The organism is Planctomycetaceae bacterium (genome assembly GCA_039680605.1).
Classification (GTDB): domain Bacteria; phylum Planctomycetota; class Phycisphaerae; order SM23-33; family SM23-33; genus JAJFUU01.
Genome location: JBDKTA010000059.1, coordinates 41538 through 61997 on the forward strand (window position 1 = coordinate 41538; position 20460 = coordinate 61997).

Here is a 20460-nt window from a genome sequence, read left to right on the forward strand (position 1 = left end):
CCGATCTCAGAACGCGCGGTGCAAGTCGAAGATCCGCCGTGGCAAGCTCCGCCGCTAACTACACCTTCAATTCGCTCTTTTTGCCCAACTGGTCTTTGTACTTGCTGCGGAGGGGATCCACTTCGGTTGCGATGAACTCGTCGACTTGCTCGGGCGCTCGGCCGATGAAATCTTTGGGGTTCATGACGGTGTCGATGTCGATGTTGGCAAAGGCCGCATCGGCCTTGAGGCGGGCGATCAGGTCGTTGGGTTTGCCGTCTGTCTTGACCACCGCGGCGGCGGCCTGGCTGTGGGTGCGGATGCGTTCGTGCAGGTCCTGGCGGTTGCCTCCGGCGGCGACGGCGGCCATCAGGATGTTTTCGGTCGCCATGAAGGGCAGTTCGGCCTGGATATGCGAAGCGATGACGGCGGGATACACCACCAGCCCGCGCGAGACGTTGAGCACGATCCCCAGCGCCGCGTCGGCTGACAGGAATGCCTCGCTCATGGCCAGACGTTTGTTGGCCGAATCGTCGAGCGTGCGTTCGAACCACTGCTCGGCGGCAGTATGCAGCGGGCTGGCCGAGACGTCCATCAGGAAGCGGGCCAGGGCGGTGGCTCGCTCGCAGCGCATGGGGTTTCGCTTGTAGGCCATCGCGCTGGAGCCGACCTGCGAGGTCTCGAAAGGCTCTTCGATTTCCTTGAGGCCGGCCAGCAGGCGCACGTCGTTGCACATCTTGTGGACGCTGGCGCCGATGCCGGCCAGCGCCTGGGCGATCTGGGCGTCGATCTTGCGGCTGTAGGTCTGCCCGGTGATGAGCATGGTTTTCGTGAAGCCCATCTTCTCGGCGACCATCTGGTCGAGCCGGCGGACTTTCTCGTGGGCGTTGCCGAACAGGGCCATGAAGCTGGCCTGCGTGCCGGTAGTGCCCTTAGCGCCGCGGAATTCGAGCCCGTCGCGGCGGTACTCCAGGTCGCGCAGGTCGCGAATAAAATCGGCACACCACATGGCGGCGCGCTTGCCGACGGTGGTCATCTGGGCCGGCTGAAAGTGCGTGAAGCCCAGGCACGGCAGGTCGCGGTGCTTAGCCGCGAATGCGCCCAGGGCGTCGATCACGTTTGCGAGCTGGCCGATCAGCAGTCCCAGCGCCGACCGCATGACGATCAGGTCGGTGTTGCAGTTGACGTACTGGCTGGTGGCGCCGAGGTGGATGATGCCCGCCGCGGCGGGGGCCGCCTCGCCGTAGGCGTGGATGTGCGCCATCACGTCGTGGCGGAGTTTCTCTTCGTGGCGGGCGGCCTTTTCGAAGTCGATGTCATCCAGGTGCGCCGCCATCTGGGCGAGTTGGTCGTCGGTGATATCGAGCCCGAGTTCCTTTTGGCATTGGGCCAGCGCCAGCCACAGCCGCCGCCAGGTCGAGAACTGCATCTGGCGACCGAAGAGGGTGCGCATTTCCAGACTGGCATACCGCGATTCGAGGGGGCTGGTATAGGTTTTGTATTTGTCGTCCATGGCTGGATGATAAAGGCAAATGCCCGCCGCGAAAAGGCTAAAGCAAGCCCTGGGTCAATGAAGTGACCAGGCCGTTACACGACCGCGATGTCCCGGTCCAGCGTCATCTCGACGATGGTGTCCGGCGCGGCGGGGGCGTTGAGCGTGATGCTCAAAGTCTCCGGCGTCTGCGCGATCTGCACCTGCCCACCCGTTCGCACGTTGCTGCTTAGCACGCGCGCCTCGATGGGCGGCAGTTCGAGTGTGCCTTGCGACCGCTGCAGAATGTGCAGGAAGATCTTGTTGCCGCGGTGCGTGCAGGCGCCCCATTCGCCGGGGCGCAGCGGCCCGCCGCGCGTGGCGTAGATTGTCTCGCCGTGCAGCGCCAGCCACTGACCGATCTCCTTGAGCAAGTCCCCTTGTCGCGGCTCGATGCGGCCGTCGGGCATCGGGCCGGTGTTGAGCAGCAGGTTGCCGTCGCCGCCGGCGCAGTGGGCCAGGGCGCTGATGCACTCGTGAAACGTCATCATCTTTGTGCCCGGCGTGAACGACCAGCCGCCGTCGCACAGGCACAGGCACGACTCCCACGCGCGGTCCGTGCGGTACGCCCCCAGGTGCCCCTCGGGCGTCTCGAAGTCGCCGGTGTATTCGCTCACGCGGCCGTGCAGGACCGACGCGTGCAGACGGTCGTTGATGATGATGCCCGGATGCAGCCTGCGCGCCATCCGCAGCACCAGGTCCGGGTCCCACAGGTGGTGCGGGCCGCCGATGTGGTCGAACCACAGCACGTCCACGCGGCCGTAGTTGCACAGCAACTCCAGGAGCTGCGCGTGATAGAACGCCAGGTAGCGGTGGTGGTTTTCGGTGAGGTAGTCTTCATGGAACCAGTCGCGGGCGGAGTAGTAGAGTCCCAGCTTCATGCCTGCTTCGTGGCACGCGTCGGCCAACTCGCGTACCAGGTCGCGCTGGCAGGGGCAATCGGGCGCGGTCACGCGGTGGGTGGTGTAGCGCGTGTCGAAGAGACAGAATCCGTCGTGATGCTTGGTCGTCAGTACCATATATTTCATGCCGGCGGCGCGAGCGGTGGCCACCCACTGCCGGGCATCGTAGAGCGTGGGGTTGAACTGCGTGTAGAACTTGTCGTAGACCTCGGCCGGGATGGGGTTCTTGGCCCATGCCTGCCAATCGCCGATGCGATGGCCGCCCTGTCGCGACCAACTGATATCCGATCCGCCGATGGCGGCCGGGCCCCAATGAATGAACATGCCGAACCTTGCTTCGCGCCACCATTGCATCTGGTCAGGCGTAGCACGGAGGAACTGGCTGGCACCGGTGCGGTCGGGCATGGCGGTATCCTTTCTTGCAGGTAGTCGGTAAGCGGTAAGTAGTACTCGCTAATCGATGGTGCGCCAAGGTTAGAGGTTAAAGGTGAGAGGTGAGAGCGTGCCAACAATATCCTCTACCCTCTACCCTCTACCCTCTACCCTCTACCCTCTAACCTCACCATTGGAACCTTTTGCCCGCTGACGCTATGATTGTCTGGCCATGACATCCGAACCCACAAAGCATTCGACTCGAATCCTGATCTTCACCGGCGACGGCAAGGGCAAGACTACCGCCGCGCTGGGCATGGTGCTGCGCTGCTGCGGGCATGGCCTGTCGGCGTGCGTGGTGCAGTTCGTCAAGGCCGACGCGGTGGTGGGGGAGGTGGCGGCGCTGCATCGCATCGAATGTGCTCAGATCATCCAGACGGGGCTGGGCTTCCTGCCACCCAAGGACAGTCCCAAGTTTGCCGAGCACGGGGCGGCTGCCCGTGCGGGGCTGGCCCGGGCGGCGAAAATTATCGCCTCAGGGCAATTCCACATGGTGGTGCTGGACGAGGTGTGCTTTGCCGTGCAGGCGGGCCTGATCGAGGAAGCCGACGTGATCGACGCCGTGAGATCGGCGCCGCCGGAGACGTGCATCGTCCTGACCGGCCGCGGCGCTACCGGCAGTTTGATCGCCTTGGCCGACACGGTCACGGAAATGCGCTGCATCAAGCACGGCATGAGCGAAGGCTGGCCGGCACAGAAGGGCGTGGAGAAGTGATTGAGGATTTTCGATCTCGGATTGCGGATCAGGATCAGCAATGTAATCCGAAATCCCAAATCCACAATCCGCAATCCTGAAAATAAAGACACCGATCTTGATCAGACCGGTGTCTTTAGTGGTAAAGCCTTGTTTTACCGCAAATCCGGCGGGTTTAGACCATGTCTTTGAGGGTCTTCAGCGGGCGGACCTTGATCACGTTGCGGGCCGGCTTGGCCTTGATCATGATCTTTTCTTTGGTGAAGGGGTTGATGCCTTCGCGAGCCTTGGTGGCCGGCTTGCGGATGACGGTGACCTTCATCAGTCCGGCGATGTTCAGCAGGCCCGCGCCCTTGAGTTCCTTCTTCAGCAGACCGGCCATCGCGTCGAAGACAGCGGCCACTTTCTTCTTCGGCAGTTCGGTCTCGTCGGCGATTGTCGCCAGGAACTGTCCCTTGGTCATCGGTTTCTTTGTAGCCATGTAACGATTCCTTTCATTACTAACGTTGGATAGGTTCCGGCCCCATGCCGGTCAACGACCGCATAATTACACCACCGTGCGGCGTTATTCAAAGGAAAAATGCGGAAATTTTCGAGGTTTCGGGAACGGTCGGAGAAGGGGAGAGCGGGGTTATGCGGATCGGGAAAGGATAAAGAGGATTGGGAACGACGTGATGAATAGAATCGTGCAGCGGCGGGTGGGGTGTGCGGCGCAGTATGCTGCGCGTGCTTGGGGCGGCTGCCTTGCCTGCATCGTGTTTCTCAATCCTCTTAATCCCGAAAATCCCGCGTAATCCCGCTCTCCCCGTCGGCTGGGTCACGCGACCGCGTAGAAGCTCGCCGGCGACAGCTCGGCCCAGGCGCCGGATCGCTGCAGCGCGCCCCGCGCGTCGAGGCACAGGTCGCACTTGCTGACGTACCCGTCGTGGCGCGGTTTGAACCCGCACGCGCGCGCCGCGAGCTGGGCCAACGCCCACGGCCCGCCGCCGCAGAGCGTCGTGAAGACCGGGTGCGACTGCGCTGAAATCACCGGGTGAAAATCGGCCGCCGTCGCCGGAACGATCCCCGCGCATGTGCCGGTGAACAGCCGCCCGCTCGGGTCGATGTGAAAGTGCGACGTGCTGGTCAGCTCGCGCCGGCACGTGCAGGCGCGATACGCCTCGCCCGCCTGCGGCGTGAAACATTCGCGCAGAGCGCTGCACACGCGCCCGCCGACGGTCAGGCCGTAAAGTCCCGGCAGCGCCGCCGGCCGATCCGCCAGGCCCGTCAACGCGCAGAACTCCTCCAGCGTGTGCGTGCGATCGTGGCCGCCGATGGCCTCCAGCGCGTCGTAGACGTGCTGCACCCAGACGATCACGCCGCCGCGCCCGAACACTTCCGCCGCGATTTCCGCGCACATCTTCGTGCGGGCGAAGGGCACGAACTCGTTGTGATACATCGACGCGCTGACCAGCACGGCCGGCAGCCCGGCATCGGCCAGGCGTTTCATGGCCGCACGCGTCCTGGTCTCATCCACGCACCAGATGGCGTTGGTCTCCAGGTACGCCAGCGGCACGCCCATCCCGCTGGCCAGGGCGACCACATCGACCAGCAGGTCCATCCGCAAGGTGGCCTCGCCGCCGGCCAGATGCACCGAGTGCAGCCGCTCTTCCCGCTTCAACGCCGTGAAGATCTTTCGCGCCGTCTCCATCGTCATCCACTCATCCGGCGACTGCGGGCTGCAGCGATACAGGCAGTGCCTGCACGTGTTGGTGCAGCGATAACTGAGCATGACCCCGCCGGAGATCAGCGGGGGGATCGCAATGGTATCAGTGTCCATGCCGTGGAAGATAACCGAACAGGGGAAGAAAACAACGGAACAACCGAGGACGAGGACGAGGACGATGACGAGGACGATAATAATCCTCAGCGTCCTCTCGTTAGCGGCGGGCTTGCCCCGCGGGTAACACTCCGTAGACAACAACCAAGGCGAAAGATCATTCGTCTGTCTCGTCTGTCAAGTGGTTCATCGTCCTCGTCGTCGTCCTCGTCCTCGTCGTCGGTTTTATCTTTTTCCCATTCGTGTCATTCGTGACATCCGCCTCCGCCGGGGGCTTCGGCGGACAGGTTCGTGGACGTAACTCCCGGCCCAGCGGTTGACTCGCCAGGGGGGTAGATGCGACAATGATTCTTCACATGGAACTCACGGGCGAACAACTCGAACGCTACTCGCGGCAGATCGCACTCGACAGCGTCGGCGTGGCCGGGCAGCGCAAGCTTTCAGACGCAAAGGTCTTGCTCGTCGGCGTCGGCGGGCTGGGATCGCCGGCCGCTTTGTACCTGGCGGCCGCGGGGGTGGGGACGCTGGGGCTGATGGACGGCGAGGCTGTCGACGTGACCAACCTCCAGCGGCAGATCATCCACCAGACGCCGGACGTGGGCACGAGCAAGGTCGCCTCGGCTGCCGCCAAGATCGCCGCGCTGAACCCGCACGTGACCGTGCGGGCGTACGAACACCCGGCGCGGCTCAAGGACGTGCTGGAGGTATTCGGCGGGTACGACTTCATCATTGACGGCACGGACAACTTCGCCGCCAAGTTCCTGATCAACGACGCGTGCTTTTTTACCGGCAAGCCCTACAGCCACGCCGGCGTGCTGCGGTTCGCCGGGTTGACGATGACGATCATCCCCGGTCGCACCGCGTGCCTGCGCTGCGTGTACGGCGGCCCGCCGCCGGCGCAGGCGTGTCCATCCTGCTCGCACGCGGGGATTCTCGGCGTGGTGCCGGGCATCGTCGGGACGATCCAGGCCGCCGAGGCCCTCAAGTACATCCTGGGCCTGGAAGGCCTGCTGACCGACCGCATCCTCTCCTGCGACGTGCTGGGCATGCGCTTCAGCGACCTGGCCGTCGGCCGCAATGAAAGCTGTGCCCTGTGCGGGAAGAATCCGAGCATCAAGTCGATTGAAGACGCGGTGCGGGGTGACGGCACCGCGTGCGTACGTTAGCGGCGGGGCTTGCCCCGCGAAGCCCCGCCGCTAACGGGAGGACTACGCGGTTGCCTTCAGTGCCTGATCCAAATCCGCAATGAGGTCGGCGGCGTCTTCCATACCGGTTGAAATGCGCACGTAGCCTTCGTTGATCCCGCGACGGTCTTCGGTCCAGTGGGGGAGCACCAGCGTTTCCACGTCGCCCAACGAGACCCAGGGCTTGCAGAGCTTCAGGGCGGCGCTGAAGGCCTGATAGCGCGGCGAGCCGCCTTTGAGGATGAAGCCCACCATGCCGCCGAAGGCGTCCTTGAGATACTTCCTTGCGGTCGCATGGCCGGGGTCGCTGGCCAGGCCGACGTATCTTGTCTCGGTCACCTGCGGGTGCGTGGAGAGGAAGCGGGCGATCTTCATCGCCGTTTCGCTGCAGCGGGCGATGCGCATCGGCAGCGTCGCGATGCCGCGCAGTATCAGGAACGCGTTGAACGGGCTGATCACGCCGCCGTAGATGTTGCGGGCGCGGTAGATTTCTTTGTAGGTCTCTTCACTGCGGCTGGTCGCTACGCCGCCCATGGCGTCGCCGTGGCCGCAGAGGAATTTGGTGGCCGTGTGAATCACCACGTCGGCCCCCAGGTCCAGCGGGCGCAGCAGCACGGGTGTGAGGTAGGAGTTATCGACGATGGCCAGCGCCCCAGCCGCGTGCGCGGCGTCGATGAGAACCTTGGGGTCGAGCATATCCAGGCTGGCGTTGGTCAGCGGTTCGAAGTAGACCATGCGGGTGGGTTTTTGCAGGGCGCGATCGACGGCCGCCATGTCGCGCAGGTCGATCTGCTCGACTGTAATGCCGCGACGCTCGGCCTCGACGTTCATCCAGCGATCCGTCCAGGAATACACGCAGCGGTGCGTGACGATGCGGTCGCCGACCTTCAGCAGGCCCAGCAGCGTCTGCGTGACGGCCGCCATGCCACAGGCGGTGGCGACGCACCGCCCGCCGCCTTCGAGGGCAGCGACGGCGGCCTCGAGGGCCTCGATCGAGGGGTTCTGGTGCCGAGTGTACCCGTGCTTACCCGTGGAGGCCATGTGGATGGGCGTGGAGGAATAATCCGGATTCCGCCCGGCGTGAACCGCCTGCGTTTCCATCGCCCACTGTCGCATAAGCTCGTCGTTCATTGTATTTCGTCAGGGAAACAACCGCGTCGAGCAAGCTCGACCGCTAACATCTACAGACCAACGCTGTGCTGCTATTCCTGACTGCTCTCGAGCACGGCCATGAACGCCTTTTGCGGGATCTCGACGTTGCCGACCATCTTCATGCGTTTCTTGCCGGCCTTTTGCTTTTCGAGCAGTTTGCGTTTTCGCGTCACGTCGCCGCCGTAGCACTTGGCGGTGACGTTCTTACCGACGGACTTGATCGTCTCGCGGGCGATCACGCGGGCGCCGATCGCGGCCTGCAGCGGGATCTCGAACAGGTGCCGCGCGATCTCCTTGCGCAGGCGCTGGATGAGCCGGCGGCCGCGGGCCTCGGCCTTGTCGCGGTGTACGATGCACGAGAGGGCGTCGACCTTCTGGCTGTTGACCAGGATGTCGAGCTTGACGAGGTTGTCGGCCTTGAAGCCGATCACTTCGTAGTCCATCGTGCCGTAGCCGCGCGAGGCGCTTTTGAGCTTATCGTAGAAATCGTAAATGATCTCCGACAGCGGGAACTCGTAGCTGAGGATCACGCGGTCGGCCCGGAGGTACTCGGTCTTGAGGTATGTCGCCCGGCGTTCCTCGGCGAGTTTCATCACGTTGCCGATCGAGTCGGCGGGCATGATGAGGTTGACCTTGACGATCGGCTCGCGGATCTCCTCGACGTAGTTGGGGTCGGGCAGCTCGCCGGCCGAGTCGACCTCGATCACCTCGCCGTCCTTCTTGAGCACCTGGTAGGGCACGGTGGGGGCGGTCTGCACCACCTCGATATTGTGCTCGCGCTCGAGGCGCTCCTGCACGATCTCCATGTGCAGCAGGCCCAGGAACCCGCAGCGAAAGCCAAAACCCAGCGCCTCGGAGTTGATCGGCGCGAACGTCAGAGAGCCGTCGTTGAGCTGCAACTTCTCCAGCGCGTCGCGCAGTTCGGGGAACTGCGTGCTGGGCCCGGGGTAGAAGTCCGAGAACACCATCTGCTGCGGCGGGCGGTAACCCGGCAGGGCGTGCTCGGCAGGGCGGGCTGTCAGCGTGATCGTGTCGCCGACGTGGACGGACGAGACGGTGCGGATATTGGCCACCACAAAGCCGGTCTCGCCCGCGCCCAGTGACTGCACGGCCACGGCCTGGGGACGGAGCTTGCCCATTTCCGTGATCTGGTAGCTCTCGCCGGTGCCCATCATGGTGATCTTGTCGCCGATCTTGAGTTGGCCATCGAAGATCCGCACGTAGACCACGACGCCGCGGTATTCGTTGAAGGTGCTGTCGAAGATCAGGGCCTTGGTCGGGCCGTCTGGGTCGCCATTGGGCGGCGGGAGCTGCTCGACGATCGCCTGGAGCATCTCCTCGATGCCCGCCCCGGTCTTGGCCGAGGTGAAGATGCAGTCCTCAGCCGGCTGGGCCAGCAGGTGCTCGATCTCCATGGCCGTGTCTTCCGGCCGCGCGGCGGGCAGGTCGATCTTGTTCACCACCGGGACGAGCTTAAGGTTGGTCCGCTGGGCCAGCATCGTGTTGGCCACGGTCTGGGCCTCGACTCCCTGTCCGGCGTCGACCACCAGCAGCGCGCCCTCGCAGGCCGTCAGCGAACGGCTGACTTCGTAATGGAAGTCCACATGCCCGGGCGTGTCGATCATGTTGAGCATGTACTTCTGGCCATTGTATTCGTAGTCGATCGTGACGGCCGAAGCCTTGATCGTGATGCCGCGCTCGCGTTCGAGGTCCATGTCATCAAGAATCTGCTCGTGGAACTCGCGCTGCGTGATGGCTCCGGCGCGCAGCAGCATCCGGTCGGCGAGCGAGCTCTTGCCGTGGTCAATGTGGGCAATGATGCTGAAGTTGCGAATGTACTGCTGATCCATTTCGTCAATTCTACCTTAACAACAGGGATCAGTAACCAGTAATCGGTAATCAGTCGGGTGGCATGGCGACAGGCTCTGTTTCATGCCGGTTGCCATGAACGAACAACTGACCCCAGGTTGCCTCTTACCGATTACATTTCACTGATTACTGTCTTACTGATTACTGTTTCACCGGCGTTATTCCGAAGGCGTACCATCCGCCGCCGAGACGCAGGGCGATGCGGCCGCCTTCGTCGGTGGCGCCCAGCACGCCCTCGACGCCGGGCACGAAGGCGCCGTCCTTATAAACCACCTTGCTGCTCTCGGTGATCTGGAAGTCCTCGTTCAGCTTGGGCACGCTGAATGTCCCGTGCGTGCCGGCGGGAATCTCGATGTTATGGTAGCGGCTGGTGCCCCACTTGAACCACTCGCTGCCGATGCGGCCATGCACGGTCTGCATCGTGGCGCGGACATTGTCGAGGCCCTCGGGCATCAGCGGCTCGATCCGCACGTCGGTAAACGCGCGTGGATGGTACGTCGGCCCATAATACGACGGGGCCTTGATCCCGGCCAGGTCGTTGTAGAAGAACTGGTCGATCGTCGCCCACATGATCATGCTCTCGACGTTGCCGCACTGGGCGCTGAGGCTCCAGCTTTCCCAGATCGTCGTGGCGCCGTTGGCCACCATGTACCCCCAGCCGGGGTACGTCTTGTCGTTGAGGACCTTGTAGAGCAGTTCGCCCTGTCCGGCGGCAGTCAGCGTGTCGATCAGGCACGTCGTGCCGGTGTTGCCGGCGTGGAGGTGCCCGCCGTGCCTGGCGATGTTGGCTACGATGGCGTCGATCACGCTCTGCCGCGCCCCTTGAGGCACGATATCCAGCACCAGCGCGAATGCGTTGGCGGTCTGAACGCCGCCGCAGTAGCTGCCCGCTGCGCGGTCGAACCACTTGGCGTTAATCGCCTCGGCGACCGCGGCCGCGAGCATGCCGTAGCGATCGCAATCGGCGGCGTTGCCGAGTTCCTCCGCCGCCTGGGCGACGACCAGTGCGGCGCGATAGTAGTAGCCGGTCCAGACCATCTCGCGCGGCGTTTCGGATGAGATGAACTCTTCCTTGCCGGGGGCGTCTCCGGGCAGCATGTGGTCGCCGAACTGGCCCTTGGTGACGATATGGTCCTGGGCGACCGAGGTGAGATAGTCCACGCAGCGCTTCATCGCGTCGTAATGGTCGGCCAGGATCCGCTCGTCGCTGTAGTATTGGTGCAGGTACCACACCAGCAGCGGGTAGTTGCCGCCCCAGGCCGGATCGGACGCATCGCCGCGGTAGTTGGGGCAGACGTTGGGCACGGCCCCGTCGGGCCGCTGGGCGTCGCGGATGTCCTCGAGCCATTTGGTCCAGAACTGCGGCATGCACTTGCGCGGGTACAGCGAGCCGGTGATCGTCGCCGGGTCGGTCCACGCCCAGTGCTCGCGATAGAGGCAGTCCAGCGGCAGGCCCAGCAGGTCGTTGGTCAGCGTCCGCACGACGTTGTTGTGAATCGTCGTCACCAGCGGATTGCTGCACGAGAATTCGCCGGTCATGTCGACCGCCGAATGCACCACGCGGCCGTCGACGTCGCGAATCGTCATCTCCTGCGGGCAGCCCTCGACCGAGACGTACTGCACGCCGTGATTGGTGAAGCGGGGCTCGTACTGCTCGCCGGCCGCGTCGCCTTTCATGATGTAGTAATCGGTAGCCGCATCCGGTCCGCCGGGCGACTGCGGAAGGCCGGTTGCGTCGTCCAGCCGCGCGCCGTAGCGAATGATGATTTTCGTTCCGGCGGGGCCCTTGACGCGGATGCGCACCCAGCCGCCGAACAACTCGCCCATGTCATAGACGTACACGCCCTCGCCGGCAATGGTGAACCGCGCCGGGCGCAGCGTACGCGTGACCTTGATGGGGGGCATTATCTGGCTGACAAGCTTTCCACCGGGGCCAGGCACGACCTGGGCCGCCGCCCAGGCGCTGTCATCGAATCCCGCCGCGTTCCAACCGCTCTGCTCGGCGCGGGCGTCGTAGATCTCGCCTTCCCAGAAATTGTTCCGTGTGATGGGCCCGGGCGAGACCTTCCACGAGCCGTCAGAGCTGACGTGTACCGTGCTGCCGTCGGCCAGCTCGATGTTGATCTGGAACATCAGCACCGGGCGGCTGTCGTCCCAGGCTCGCGTGAAGCCCGGCGTGCCGTATGTCTCGTCGCGGATGCAGGCCCGCGTTTCCCAGTCCGGCTCGCTGAACCAGCCGTTGCCCAGCATCACGCCGATGGCATTGGCGCCCGAAGAAAGAATGTCCGTCACATCGTGCGTGACGTAATACGCCCGCTTGTGATATTCGCTGGTAGCCGGATCGAGCACGTTGTCGCCGACGCGCCGGCCGTTGATGTACAGTTCGCTCCAGCCCAGGCCCGACATGTACGCCCGCGCGCGGACGATCTGGCCCTTGAGGGCAAACGCGCGCCGCAGCAGCGGGGAACTGACGCTCGCATCGGCGGCGATCCACGTGCCCTGCCAGTCCGATGCGCTGAGCAGGCCCATCTCGAACCGGGCAGGCTCGCTCCAGGTTTCTCCCGCGTCATCGCAGACGCAGACCTTCCACCAGCAGCGCTGGGCGCTGACCAGGGTTGCTCCGGCGTAAGGGATATTCACGAACTGGTCGGACTCGACGCGCCCGCTGTCCCACAGGTCGCCCTGATCGGCGTCAAGTTTGGCGCTCGTTGATGCGACCAGGATGCGATACGCCTGCTGCATCGCCCCACGGCGGGAAGATTGGAGTTGCCAGCCCAGTCGCGGCTGCGGGGTCTCGATGCCAAGCGGGTTGGTCGTATATTCACACGTCAGGTTGCAGGGCTTCATTAAAGGGCCTTTTCCAGCTTGGCGTTGGGGTCGTCCGGCACGTTGGAGGCGTCAACATAGTCGCCCAGCCCGCGCATGGCAATGACCGTGCAGCCGCTGTCGCGCAGAAAATCCATGTACGTCTTAAACACGCCCGGGTCGGTGTGTACCCACGAGTGCTCGATATCCGGCACGCCATGGAAGCACAGCACGGCGGCCTTGCCCCCGCGGGTCTGCTCAACCGCCCACTTCAGATCGTCCATGCCCCAGTTGGGCCCGGAGAACCCGGTAGTCGGAACCAGCAGCGGGTCGTGGACGGCAGGGTCGTACGCCGGTCCGCGGGCGCCTTCGCCGTGGTAGGGCATCTCGGGAAACCCGCCGCGCCGGGCGAACTGGTACCCGCGCGACCGCAGCACCTTCACCGCCGCCGCGCTGAAGTGAAACCCGGGATAGCAGAACGTGGTGGGGCGGTCGATCCCGTTCTCGCTGCAGCGCAGTTCGATCTGTTCCAGTTCGGCAATCAGCGCCTCGTCTGAAAGTCCGCACACGCCCGGGTGCCGCGCGGTGTGGTTGCCGATCTCGAAACCCATCTCGTGCAGGCGGCGGATCTGCGACCAGGTGGTGTAGTTCTCCGACTTCCACCCCGACACAGCCCCGCTGTGGTCGTTGACATAGAATGTCGCCCCGAACCCATACGTCTTGAGCAGCGGGGCAACGACCTCGATGTCAGACTTACACCCGTCATCAAACGTCAGCACCACCAACCGGTCCGGGATCGCCTTGAGCGTCTTCATGTCTTCCTCGTGAAAGCAGGGATGAACGCGTAGAGGATGTTAACCGCTATCGCATACCTCCCATCCGAAAAAAAGAGAACGCCGCACCGCAAGCGGTGAGAGTGTTGATGCGCCCGCTTGCGGTGCGGCGTTTGTTGATTTTCAATTCGTGCGGGACAATTCGAAGACGTACGTTCCGGATTCGACGTCGAAGGTCACGTCGCTCTCGCCGATTCGTCCGGCGGCGATTCCGTCGGCGCCTGGGGCGAACGTGCGACCGGTCCAGAGGGTGCGACCGCGTTCGGCGATCTGGAACTTGCGCAGGTCCAGCGTGGGCACCGTCACTGTCGCGGTGGTGTTGGCGGGGATGGTGACGGCGAGCTTAAGCGTGGGTTGCCCCTCGCCGGCGTCTTCGTCCTTATGCCACTCGACGCACGCCGGTCCGTAGGCGGTGCGGTACGAGCCCTTCGCCCACGCCAGGTGCTCGCAGACCTTGGGGGCGATCTCGATTCTCTTCCACCCCGGCGCCGCGGGGGACAGGCCCGCGACATCCTTGTGCAGAAACTTCTCGACGCTGCCGAGCATCTTCATGCTCAGGCTGTGGTACGTGCTGCATTCGAAGTCTTCGCAGATCGTCGTCATCCCGTTGACCACGCCGTAGCCCCAGCTCGGAAACGCCGTCTGCTGCGCCAGCAGGAGCATCACATCCGCGCTGCCGTGCTTGGGCAGCGACTGCTCCAGGGCGTCGGTGCCGATGATGCCCGTCGAGAGGCGGTTGCCGCGGCCCTTGATGTCGGCGACGAGGTTGGCCAGCACGTCCTTTTCGCGCCCGCCGGGCACCAGGTCCAGATGCAGCGCCAGGGCGTTGGCGGTCTGGCTGTTGGTGGCGTACTGGTTGTTTTCAAAATTGAAAAACTCGCGGTTAAAGGCGTCCTTGATTGTCTCGGCCAGGCGGCTGTACGCCTTGGCGTCTTCGCGGTTGCCCAGGATGCGAGCGGCCTCGGCGACGATCTGCGCGCAGCGGAAATAGTACGCCGTGGCGGTCAGCGCCGCGGGGGTGCGCAGGGGGCAGAAACTGCTGGTGCCGTCGTCGCGGGGTTCCATGTGGTCGCCCAGGACGTCGGCGAGGATGTTGGCCTTGGCCAGGGCGCGGAAGTGTTCGACCTGTTTGCGCAGGCCCTCGTAGTGCTTTTCGAGCACGCGCACGTCGTTGTTGTACTGGTAGACGAACCACGTGAAGAGGCTGTACGAGCATTCCCAGCACGGCCAGTCGCGCCAGGAGTTTTCGCCCCAGTTGGGCGGGGCGATATAGGGCACCTGTCCGTCGGGCTTCTGCGCGTCGGCGATATCGTCGAGCCACTTGCTCCAGAACCGCACGTCGCGGAAGTTGACCATGTAGTCTTCAGCGACGAACCCAGGGTCGCCCAGCCACGCGACGCGCTCGGCCCGGTCGCTGGCGTCCTGCGGAATGCCCTGGAAGCTGCCGTGGAACGTCCACCACACATTGTGGTGCACGCGGTTGACCATGTCGTCGGAGCACTCGAATTGCCCGGCGGGCTCGATGTCGTTGTTCACCGCGCAGCCGGTCAGGTCGTCGCACGTCGGCACGCCAGGCCAGCCCGTCACCTCGACGTAGCGGAACCCGTGGATGGTGAACCGCGGATGCCACGTCTCGACCTCGCCGCTGCCGCGCAGCGTGTACGAGTCGGTCTGCGGCGAGGGGTGCCAGGCCATCTGATTGCGCGTGTCGAGTTTGCCGGTGTCGTAATTCACGCGGCCGGCGTGTTCGAGCGTCACCACCGTACCCGCCGGGCCCTGCACGCGGAGTTCTGTCCATCCGGAGACGTACTGGCCCATGTCGAAGATGTACGCGTTGTCGCCGCTCTTGAGCACGCGCGTGGGCGTCAACCGGTTGGTGATGCGGCAGGGCTCCAGCGGCATCGCGACGAGCTTGCCTGAGGGGGCCTTGGCCGCCACGGCCGCAACCCATTTGGCATCGTCGAAACCCGCCGCGGACCAGCCGTCCTGTTCGAGGCGCGCGTCGTAATGCTCGCCCGCGCAGAGATCGTTGGCCGTGATGGGGCTGGGGTTGGCCTTCCACGACGTGTCGCTGGCGATGCTGACGCTCTGCCCATCGGCCAGTTCGATATTCGCCTGCAGCAGCAGCACCGGCCGCTCGGAGAAGGGCGTGCGCCCTGACGGCTTGCCGTCGTCGCTGCTGTACCAGCCGTGGCCCAGCAGAACGCCGATGACGTTCTCGCCGGCCGCCAGCAGATCGGTCACGTCGTGCGTGACGTACAGCACGCGGCTGCCGGCATTCTCGACGGGCAGGATGTTGTCGTACCACGTCGGCGCCGGGTCCATCATGCGGTCGCTCACGCGTCGGCCGTTGACGTACAACTCGTGACAGCCCAGACCGCAGATATACACCCGCCCGCGCGCGGGGGCGGCCGACAGCGTGAAGCTCTTGCGCAGCAGCGGGGCCGAGACGCTCTTGGCGGCCGCGATCCACTTGCCCTTCCAGTCGCGAGCGGTGAGCAGGCCCATCTCGAACGTCGCCGGCTGCGACCACGCGCCGGCCTGGGCGTTGGTGGGGTCCCACACTCGCACCTTCCACCAGCACTTTTCGCCGCTGGCGAGGGCGGCGCCGCCGTAGGGGAGGTTGATCGACTGGTCGGAGGCGACGCGTCCGCTATCCCATTTGTCGCCCTGGTCGGCGGCCAGCAGGTCCGCGCTGGAGGCGACGAGCACCTGGTACGCCGCCTGCACCGCCCCGCGGGCGTCGGACTGGATCATCCACGAAAGCCGCGGGGCCGGCATGTCCAGGCCCAGCGGATCGATCGAGTATTCGCACGTCAGTTGGGAGACGTTCATTGATGAACTCCTTTGCAGACAAGGTATCCGCACACGTCGATTCGTGAAACGGAAAAACCGACGACGAGGACGAGGACGACGACGAGGACGATGCCTGTCGTCCGCCATTAGCGGCGGGGCTTGCCCCGCGCGTTCGGACGCGCGGTCACGACAACCGGGCAGGAGATTCTGCGCATCCTGAGCCTTTACGTACTCTTTGTCGTTCTCGTCCTCGTCCTCGTCGTCGGTTGTTTGTTTCTCACGGCTCCAATACAATGTCCCTCACGAAGGAGCCCCTGGAATGTGTACCCGCCCGAACATTCTTTTCATTTTATCCGACCAGCACAACGCCAAGTACATGGGCCACACCGGTCTGACTGGCGCGATCACGCCCAACCTCGACCGCCTGGCGGCAGGGGGCGTTCGGTTCGACGCGGCGTACTGCCCCGTGACGATCTGCGGGCCCAGCCGCGTGGCGTATCACAGCGGGCAGTACGCCCACAACAGCGGGCGGTTCGGGTTCTCCGGGCCCATGCCGCCCATGCCGACGCTGTACGGGCATTTCCGCCGGGCGGGCTACCACACCGCGTGCATCGGCAAGATGCACTGCCCGCACTACTGGCTCGAGCGCGACTGCGACGAGTTCTACGAGACCGACCGCACCAGCGTCGGCGGCTCGTGCAAGGAGTTCCTCGACTACCAGGGAGCCCGCGGCATCAATATCTATGACGAGTACGACGGCGGGATCGCCGAGTGGGGGCCGTCGCCTTTCGCGTACGAAGACAGCCAGGAAGGCTGGCAAGCCCGCCAGGCCATGCAGGTCATGCGCACCGCCCAGGCCGCCGGCAAGCCCTTCCTGGTCCACCTCTCGCAGACCAAGCCCCACCAGCCCTACAAACCCGCCCGCCAGTTCTGGGACCTGTACGAGGGCAAGGTACACCTGCCGCCCAACGCCGACTACGACATGCACGCCGCCGCAAAGGCCCCGTACCTGATCCACGTCTCCGACAGCAACCGCAAGAATCCCAATTTCGATGCCAACCGCCGCGGCAAGCTGCAGGGGTACCTCGGCAACGTGACGCACTGCGACTTCGCCATCGGGCAGGTGCTGGAGTTCATGGCCGCCCAGGGGCTGATGGAAAACACGATCATTGTCTACTCGGCCGACCACGGCGAATATGCCGCCGAGCATGGCCCGGGCGAGAAGGTGCCGGGCATCGCTGCCGACGCGGTGGTGCGAGTGCCGTTCATCTGGCACTGGGCGGGCAATCCTGCGATCAAGGGCGGCCAGGTCATCACAGACCCCGTCGAGACGATCGACGTGGCCCGGACGTTGTGTGCGCTGGCGGGCGTCGAGCGGCTGGACACTGCCGACGGGCAGGACCTCGCGCCGGTGCTGGCGGGGCAGGCCGTGCAGCCGCACCGGATCGCCGTGACAGAGTATCCGCTGAGCAAGTCCGTGCGGATGGGCAAGTGGCGGATGGTGTATTACCCGCCGGGGTTCTTCCGCGGTTACGGGCCCGACGACTGGGGCGAGTTGTACGACCTCCAGGCCGACCCGTGGGAGATGAAGAACCTGTACTTTGGCGCCCAATACGCCGCTGTCGTGCGGCAGATGGAACGCGAACTGCTCGACTGGCTGTGCATGACCGGCAGGCCGACGACAGCCTATACCCCCGTGACGGCGCTGGGCGCCGACGGCAAGATCACGCCCGAGGAGATCTGGGGCGGCACGCCGTGCGCGCCGTATCTGTAGCTGTAGAGGAGTTAGAGTCCCTGAGAGGAGGCCGCTTCAGCGGCCTTGGTCCCGCCGAAGGCGGGGTTAGCCCCGGCCTTCAGGCCGGGGTGGAGGATCACGGACGTTCTCCCTTTCTTCTTGTATTTGAGCCCGCTTCAGCGGGCCTGTTTCTGGGGTGCATGTATGTCAACGCGAGCTTATAGCGAAATCAACTTCCACGTCACGTGGCACGTCAAGGATGATGAGCCGATTCTGTGTGACGAGGTCGAGGCACAACTGCAGCGGTTTCTCCAGACCAAGGCCGCGGCGACGTCGAAGATCTACTTTCACGTTGTCGGAGGAACCGATACTCACGTGCATATTGTCTTTTCCCAGGAGCCCGACCTCCTGACCAGCACGTTTATCGGCGAATTGAAAGGCGCCTCGGCGCACTTCATCAATCACCAGATCCTCAACCGCAAGGCCCTGGAGTGGCAAAGCGGATATGGCATCGTTTGCTTCGGCAGCAGCCACCTTCCGTGGGTGGCGGATTATGTGCGGAATCAGCGTCAGCGACATGCCAAGGGCGATATCCACGAGAGACTCGAGCGTACCGAGCCCGAAGAGCGGGATAAGCCCGCTGAAGCGGGCTAAGAAAAGAAGAAAAAAAGAAGAGGGAGTCTGTGCGCCCTGGGACCCCGGCCTAAAAGGCCGGGGCTAACCCCGCCTTCGGCGGGATCAAGGCCGCTGAAGCGGCCTGCCGTCCAGTCACCCGGTCCCCAACTCCCGGTTCCCATCTCCGGTCTCGAGCCTATGGCTCCCGGTTCCCGGTTCCCAGTTCCTGTGCTACCGTACGCCGTACGAGTCGAGGCTGAAGATTTCGCCGTCGCTTTTGCGGCGGCCTTCTTCCAACGGGTGGATCAAGTCGTCCGAGGCGGGATAGCCCAGGGGCGTCAGGACCACGATCTTGACGCGCGGCGGGATGTTCACCAGGCGCTTGACGACCGTCTCGTCGAAAGCCCCGACCCAGCAGGTGCCCAGACCCTGCGACACTGCCGCCAGCGTCAGGTGGTCGACGGCGATGGCCACGTCGACGTCGGCGCTGTTGCCGTATCCGCCCATGCGTTTGTAGGCGAACTCGGCCATGCTGCACGCCACGACGATGACCGGCGCCTCGGCCATCCAGATCTGCCCGTTGCACGCGCGGGCGACGGACTCGCGGGCGGCCTTGTCGTGGATGAAGATGAAATGCCACGGTTGAAAGTTCGACGCCGACGGGGCGGCGCGCATCGCATCGTGCATCTGCTGCACCACGGTGGGCGGGATCGGCTTGGGCAGATATTTCCGTACGCTGCGACGATTGACGATAGCGGTCATGACATCCATATGGAAAGTTTATCGACCATCGGCGTCTGCAGGCTGAGAAGAAACGACGCGCGGGAACCGAGGAAGAATGGAATGTTGGAATGGAAGGACGGAATAATGGAAGGGTGGCATGGCGACACGCGTTGTTGTTTCATGCGGGTCGCCATGGGGCGTTGGAGTTTGTCATTCGTGATCTTTGGGATTAAGCTGTCGAGCACATGAATCCTGCATCACAGTTCGAATCGTTGTCCGGCGGCGGCCTGCGGGTGTGGGCGCCGGCGAAGATCAATCTCAACCTGCTCGTGGGCCCGCGGCGGGACGATGGCTTTCACGGCGTCGATTCCATCGTCGCCAAGGTCACGCTGTTCGATCGCGTGGAGTTGCAGGCCCGCGGCGACCGGGAGGTCGTCCTTCGCTGTGATGGCTTCGACTGCGGAGCGGCCGAGGCGAACCTGGCCGTGCGGGCGGCGCGGCGGCTGATGCAGCACGCCCAATGCGGTGGGGTCGATATTTCGCTGGCCAAGTCGATCCCGCCGGGCATGGGCCTGGGCGGCGGGTCGTCCGACGCCGCGGCCGTGCTGGCGGGCATGACCAGGCTTCTGAAGCTCGACGTGACGGCCGATCGCCTGGCGGAACTGGGGGCAGCGCTGGGCTGCGACGTGCCGCTGTTCCTGGGCCCGCCCGCCCAGCGGATGACCGGGCGCGGCGAGGTCCTCGAACCCGTCGCCCTGGCGGATTTCGCCGCCGTGCTCGTCCTGCCGCAGTTCGGTTGTCCGACAGCCGCCGTCTACGCCGCGTTTGACCGCCGCCCCCAGCCGATGGGGCGGCCGCTGCCGCCGGAACTGCTGCGAGATTCGCCCTCGCGGTGGCGCGGGCGGCTGGAGAACCAGCTTACCGCCGCGGCTCAAGACGTCTGCCCGCCGTTGAGCGAACTGCTGGGCAAGCTCGCGTCCCTCGTCGAGGCGCCGGTCTGCATGACCGGCAGCGGCAGTGCGATGTTCGTGCTCTGCGACAGCGCCGCCGAGGCCGCACGCGTCGCCGCGGCGCTCCAGCCGCTGGAGGAGGCCGCCGTCGTGGTGGCGGAATTGACCCGCTGGTGACTTTTCCGCAATTTCACCAGCGGACTTGACCGATAGAATGGGGCGTGGTAAAAGAAACGGACGGTGCCGAGGCTATCGACCAGACAGCCGCGTCGCCGAGAGGTTCGGGGCTGTGGCGCAGTTGGAAGCGCGTCTGCATGGCATGCAGAAGGTCAAGGGTTCGAGTCCCTTCAGCTCCAGTCTTCGTTCGCCGCCGGCGGCGAACGAAGACTGCCACGGCGCAGCGGAGCTTTTCCCGCGAAGCCGGGCCCCCCATCTATCGTG

16 protein-coding genes and 1 tRNA gene are annotated in these 20460 nt (G+C 64.5%); 6 read left to right on the forward strand and 11 right to left on the reverse strand.

Features of this window, described 5'->3' with window-relative positions:
* Positions 1-58 precede the first annotated feature (58 nt).
* Positions 59-1492 (reverse strand): adenylosuccinate lyase, encoded by a 1434-nt coding sequence (gene purB, locus ABFD92_18030; GenBank protein ID MEN6506440.1) that lies wholly within the window; start codon positions 1490-1492, stop codon positions 59-61.
* Positions 1493-1566: 74 nt separating this feature from the next.
* Positions 1567-2817 carry an alpha-L-fucosidase gene (locus ABFD92_18035; protein ID MEN6506441.1) on the reverse strand — a complete coding sequence of 417 codons (1251 nt, stop codon included), beginning with the start codon at positions 2815-2817 and terminating at the stop codon, positions 1567-1569.
* A 199-nt stretch (positions 2818-3016) separates the two neighbouring features.
* Between ABFD92_18035 and ABFD92_18040 the strand changes: the two genes are divergently transcribed.
* Positions 3017-3559, forward strand: a complete 543-nt coding sequence (locus ABFD92_18040; GenBank protein ID MEN6506442.1) for a cob(I)yrinic acid a,c-diamide adenosyltransferase — start codon at positions 3017-3019, stop codon at positions 3557-3559.
* A 154-nt stretch (positions 3560-3713) separates the two neighbouring features.
* On the opposite strand, the gene ABFD92_18045 is transcribed toward ABFD92_18040, so the two are convergent.
* On the reverse strand, positions 3714-4019 hold the full coding sequence (locus ABFD92_18045) for an HU family DNA-binding protein (GenBank protein MEN6506443.1): 306 nt from the start codon (positions 4017-4019) through the stop codon (positions 3714-3716).
* A 336-nt stretch (positions 4020-4355) separates the two neighbouring features.
* Positions 4356-5357 carry a radical SAM protein gene (locus ABFD92_18050; protein ID MEN6506444.1) on the reverse strand — a complete coding sequence of 334 codons (1002 nt, stop codon included), beginning with the start codon at positions 5355-5357 and terminating at the stop codon, positions 4356-4358.
* 356 nt (positions 5358-5713) lie between these two features.
* On the opposite strand from ABFD92_18050, the gene ABFD92_18055 reads away from it, so the two are divergent.
* Positions 5714-6523 (forward strand): ThiF family adenylyltransferase, encoded by an 810-nt coding sequence (locus ABFD92_18055; GenBank protein ID MEN6506445.1) that lies wholly within the window; start codon positions 5714-5716, stop codon positions 6521-6523.
* A 42-nt stretch (positions 6524-6565) separates the two neighbouring features.
* On the opposite strand, the gene ABFD92_18060 is transcribed toward ABFD92_18055, so the two are convergent.
* From ABFD92_18060 to ABFD92_18080, 5 genes are all read right to left on the reverse strand, one after another.
* A complete protein-coding gene (locus ABFD92_18060) occupies positions 6566-7672 on the reverse strand; it encodes a PLP-dependent transferase (GenBank protein ID MEN6506446.1) in 1107 nt (368 codons plus the stop codon).
* Between the two features lie 71 nt (positions 7673-7743).
* Positions 7744-9543 (reverse strand): translation elongation factor 4, encoded by a 1800-nt coding sequence (gene lepA / locus ABFD92_18065; GenBank protein MEN6506447.1) that lies wholly within the window; start codon positions 9541-9543, stop codon positions 7744-7746.
* 160 nt (positions 9544-9703) lie between these two features.
* Positions 9704-12409 carry a family 78 glycoside hydrolase catalytic domain gene (locus ABFD92_18070; protein ID MEN6506448.1) on the reverse strand — a complete coding sequence of 902 codons (2706 nt, stop codon included), beginning with the start codon at positions 12407-12409 and terminating at the stop codon, positions 9704-9706.
* Positions 12409-13182, reverse strand: coding sequence for a polysaccharide deacetylase family protein (locus ABFD92_18075; GenBank protein ID MEN6506449.1), 774 nt, complete (start codon positions 13180-13182; stop codon positions 12409-12411). Before ABFD92_18075 ends, ABFD92_18070 begins: the two co-directional genes overlap by 1 nt.
* Positions 13183-13323: 141 nt before the next feature.
* Positions 13324-16035, reverse strand: coding sequence for a family 78 glycoside hydrolase catalytic domain (locus tag ABFD92_18080; protein MEN6506450.1), 2712 nt, complete (start codon positions 16033-16035; stop codon positions 13324-13326).
* Positions 16036-16315: 280 nt separating this feature from the next.
* On the opposite strand from ABFD92_18080, the gene ABFD92_18085 reads away from it, so the two are divergent.
* Together ABFD92_18085 and ABFD92_18090 are read left to right on the forward strand one after the other, a co-directional pair.
* On the forward strand, positions 16316-17770 hold the full coding sequence (locus tag ABFD92_18085) for a sulfatase-like hydrolase/transferase (GenBank protein ID MEN6506451.1): 1455 nt from the start codon (positions 16316-16318) through the stop codon (positions 17768-17770).
* A 165-nt stretch (positions 17771-17935) separates the two neighbouring features.
* Positions 17936-18385 carry a transposase gene (locus ABFD92_18090; GenBank protein ID MEN6506452.1) on the forward strand — a complete coding sequence of 150 codons (450 nt, stop codon included), beginning with the start codon at positions 17936-17938 and terminating at the stop codon, positions 18383-18385.
* 192 nt (positions 18386-18577) lie between these two features.
* Here ABFD92_18090 and ABFD92_18095 read toward each other — a convergent pair whose 3' ends face one another.
* The gene (locus ABFD92_18095; protein MEN6506453.1) at positions 18578-19108 is read right to left on the reverse strand and encodes a nitroreductase family protein; all 531 of its coding nucleotides are present in this window, start codon (positions 19106-19108) and stop codon (positions 18578-18580) included.
* A complete protein-coding gene (locus tag ABFD92_18100) occupies positions 19105-19251 on the reverse strand; it encodes a hypothetical protein (protein MEN6506454.1) in 147 nt (48 codons plus the stop codon). Before ABFD92_18100 ends, ABFD92_18095 begins: the two co-directional genes overlap by 4 nt.
* 63 nt (positions 19252-19314) lie before the next feature.
* Between ABFD92_18100 and ispE the strand changes: the two genes are divergently transcribed.
* Together ispE and ABFD92_18110 are read left to right on the forward strand one after the other, a co-directional pair.
* Entirely contained in the window at positions 19315-20196 is an 882-nt protein-coding gene (gene ispE / locus ABFD92_18105; protein MEN6506455.1) for a 4-(cytidine 5'-diphospho)-2-C-methyl-D-erythritol kinase, read from the forward strand.
* A 106-nt stretch (positions 20197-20302) separates the two neighbouring features.
* A tRNA-Ala gene (locus ABFD92_18110) sits at positions 20303-20375 on the forward strand.
* Positions 20376-20460: the final 85 nt, after the last annotated feature.

Bases quoted from the DNA above. Each gene is read 5' to 3' on its own strand.
- ABFD92_18090 (MEN6506452.1), top strand. From the start codon at position 17,936: ATGTCAACGCGAGCTTATAGCGAAATCAACTTCCACGTCACGTGGCAC.
- ABFD92_18060 (MEN6506446.1), bottom strand. From the start codon at position 7,672: ATGAACGACGAGCTTATGCGACAGTGGGCGATGGAAACGCAGGCGGTT.
- ABFD92_18075 (MEN6506449.1), bottom strand. From the start codon at position 13,182: ATGAAGACGCTCAAGGCGATCCCGGACCGGTTGGTGGTGCTGACGTTT.
- purB (MEN6506440.1), bottom strand. From the start codon at position 1,492: ATGGACGACAAATACAAAACCTATACCAGCCCCCTCGAATCGCGGTAT.
- ABFD92_18035 (MEN6506441.1), bottom strand. From the start codon at position 2,817: ATGCCCGACCGCACCGGTGCCAGCCAGTTCCTCCGTGCTACGCCTGAC.
- ABFD92_18080 (MEN6506450.1), bottom strand. From the start codon at position 16,035: ATGAACGTCTCCCAACTGACGTGCGAATACTCGATCGATCCGCTGGGC.
- ABFD92_18050 (MEN6506444.1), bottom strand. From the start codon at position 5,357: ATGGACACTGATACCATTGCGATCCCCCCGCTGATCTCCGGCGGGGTC.
- ABFD92_18095 (MEN6506453.1), bottom strand. From the start codon at position 19,108: ATGACCGCTATCGTCAATCGTCGCAGCGTACGGAAATATCTGCCCAAG.
- lepA (MEN6506447.1), bottom strand. From the start codon at position 9,543: ATGGATCAGCAGTACATTCGCAACTTCAGCATCATTGCCCACATTGAC.
- ABFD92_18100 (MEN6506454.1), bottom strand. From the start codon at position 19,251: ATGAAACAACAACGCGTGTCGCCATGCCACCCTTCCATTATTCCGTCC.
- ABFD92_18045 (MEN6506443.1), bottom strand. From the start codon at position 4,019: ATGGCTACAAAGAAACCGATGACCAAGGGACAGTTCCTGGCGACAATC.
- ABFD92_18040 (MEN6506442.1), top strand. From the start codon at position 3,017: ATGACATCCGAACCCACAAAGCATTCGACTCGAATCCTGATCTTCACC.
- ABFD92_18085 (MEN6506451.1), top strand. From the start codon at position 16,316: ATGTGTACCCGCCCGAACATTCTTTTCATTTTATCCGACCAGCACAAC.
- ABFD92_18055 (MEN6506445.1), top strand. From the start codon at position 5,714: ATGGAACTCACGGGCGAACAACTCGAACGCTACTCGCGGCAGATCGCA.
- ispE (MEN6506455.1), top strand. From the start codon at position 19,315: ATGAATCCTGCATCACAGTTCGAATCGTTGTCCGGCGGCGGCCTGCGG.
- ABFD92_18070 (MEN6506448.1), bottom strand. From the start codon at position 12,409: ATGAAGCCCTGCAACCTGACGTGTGAATATACGACCAACCCGCTTGGC.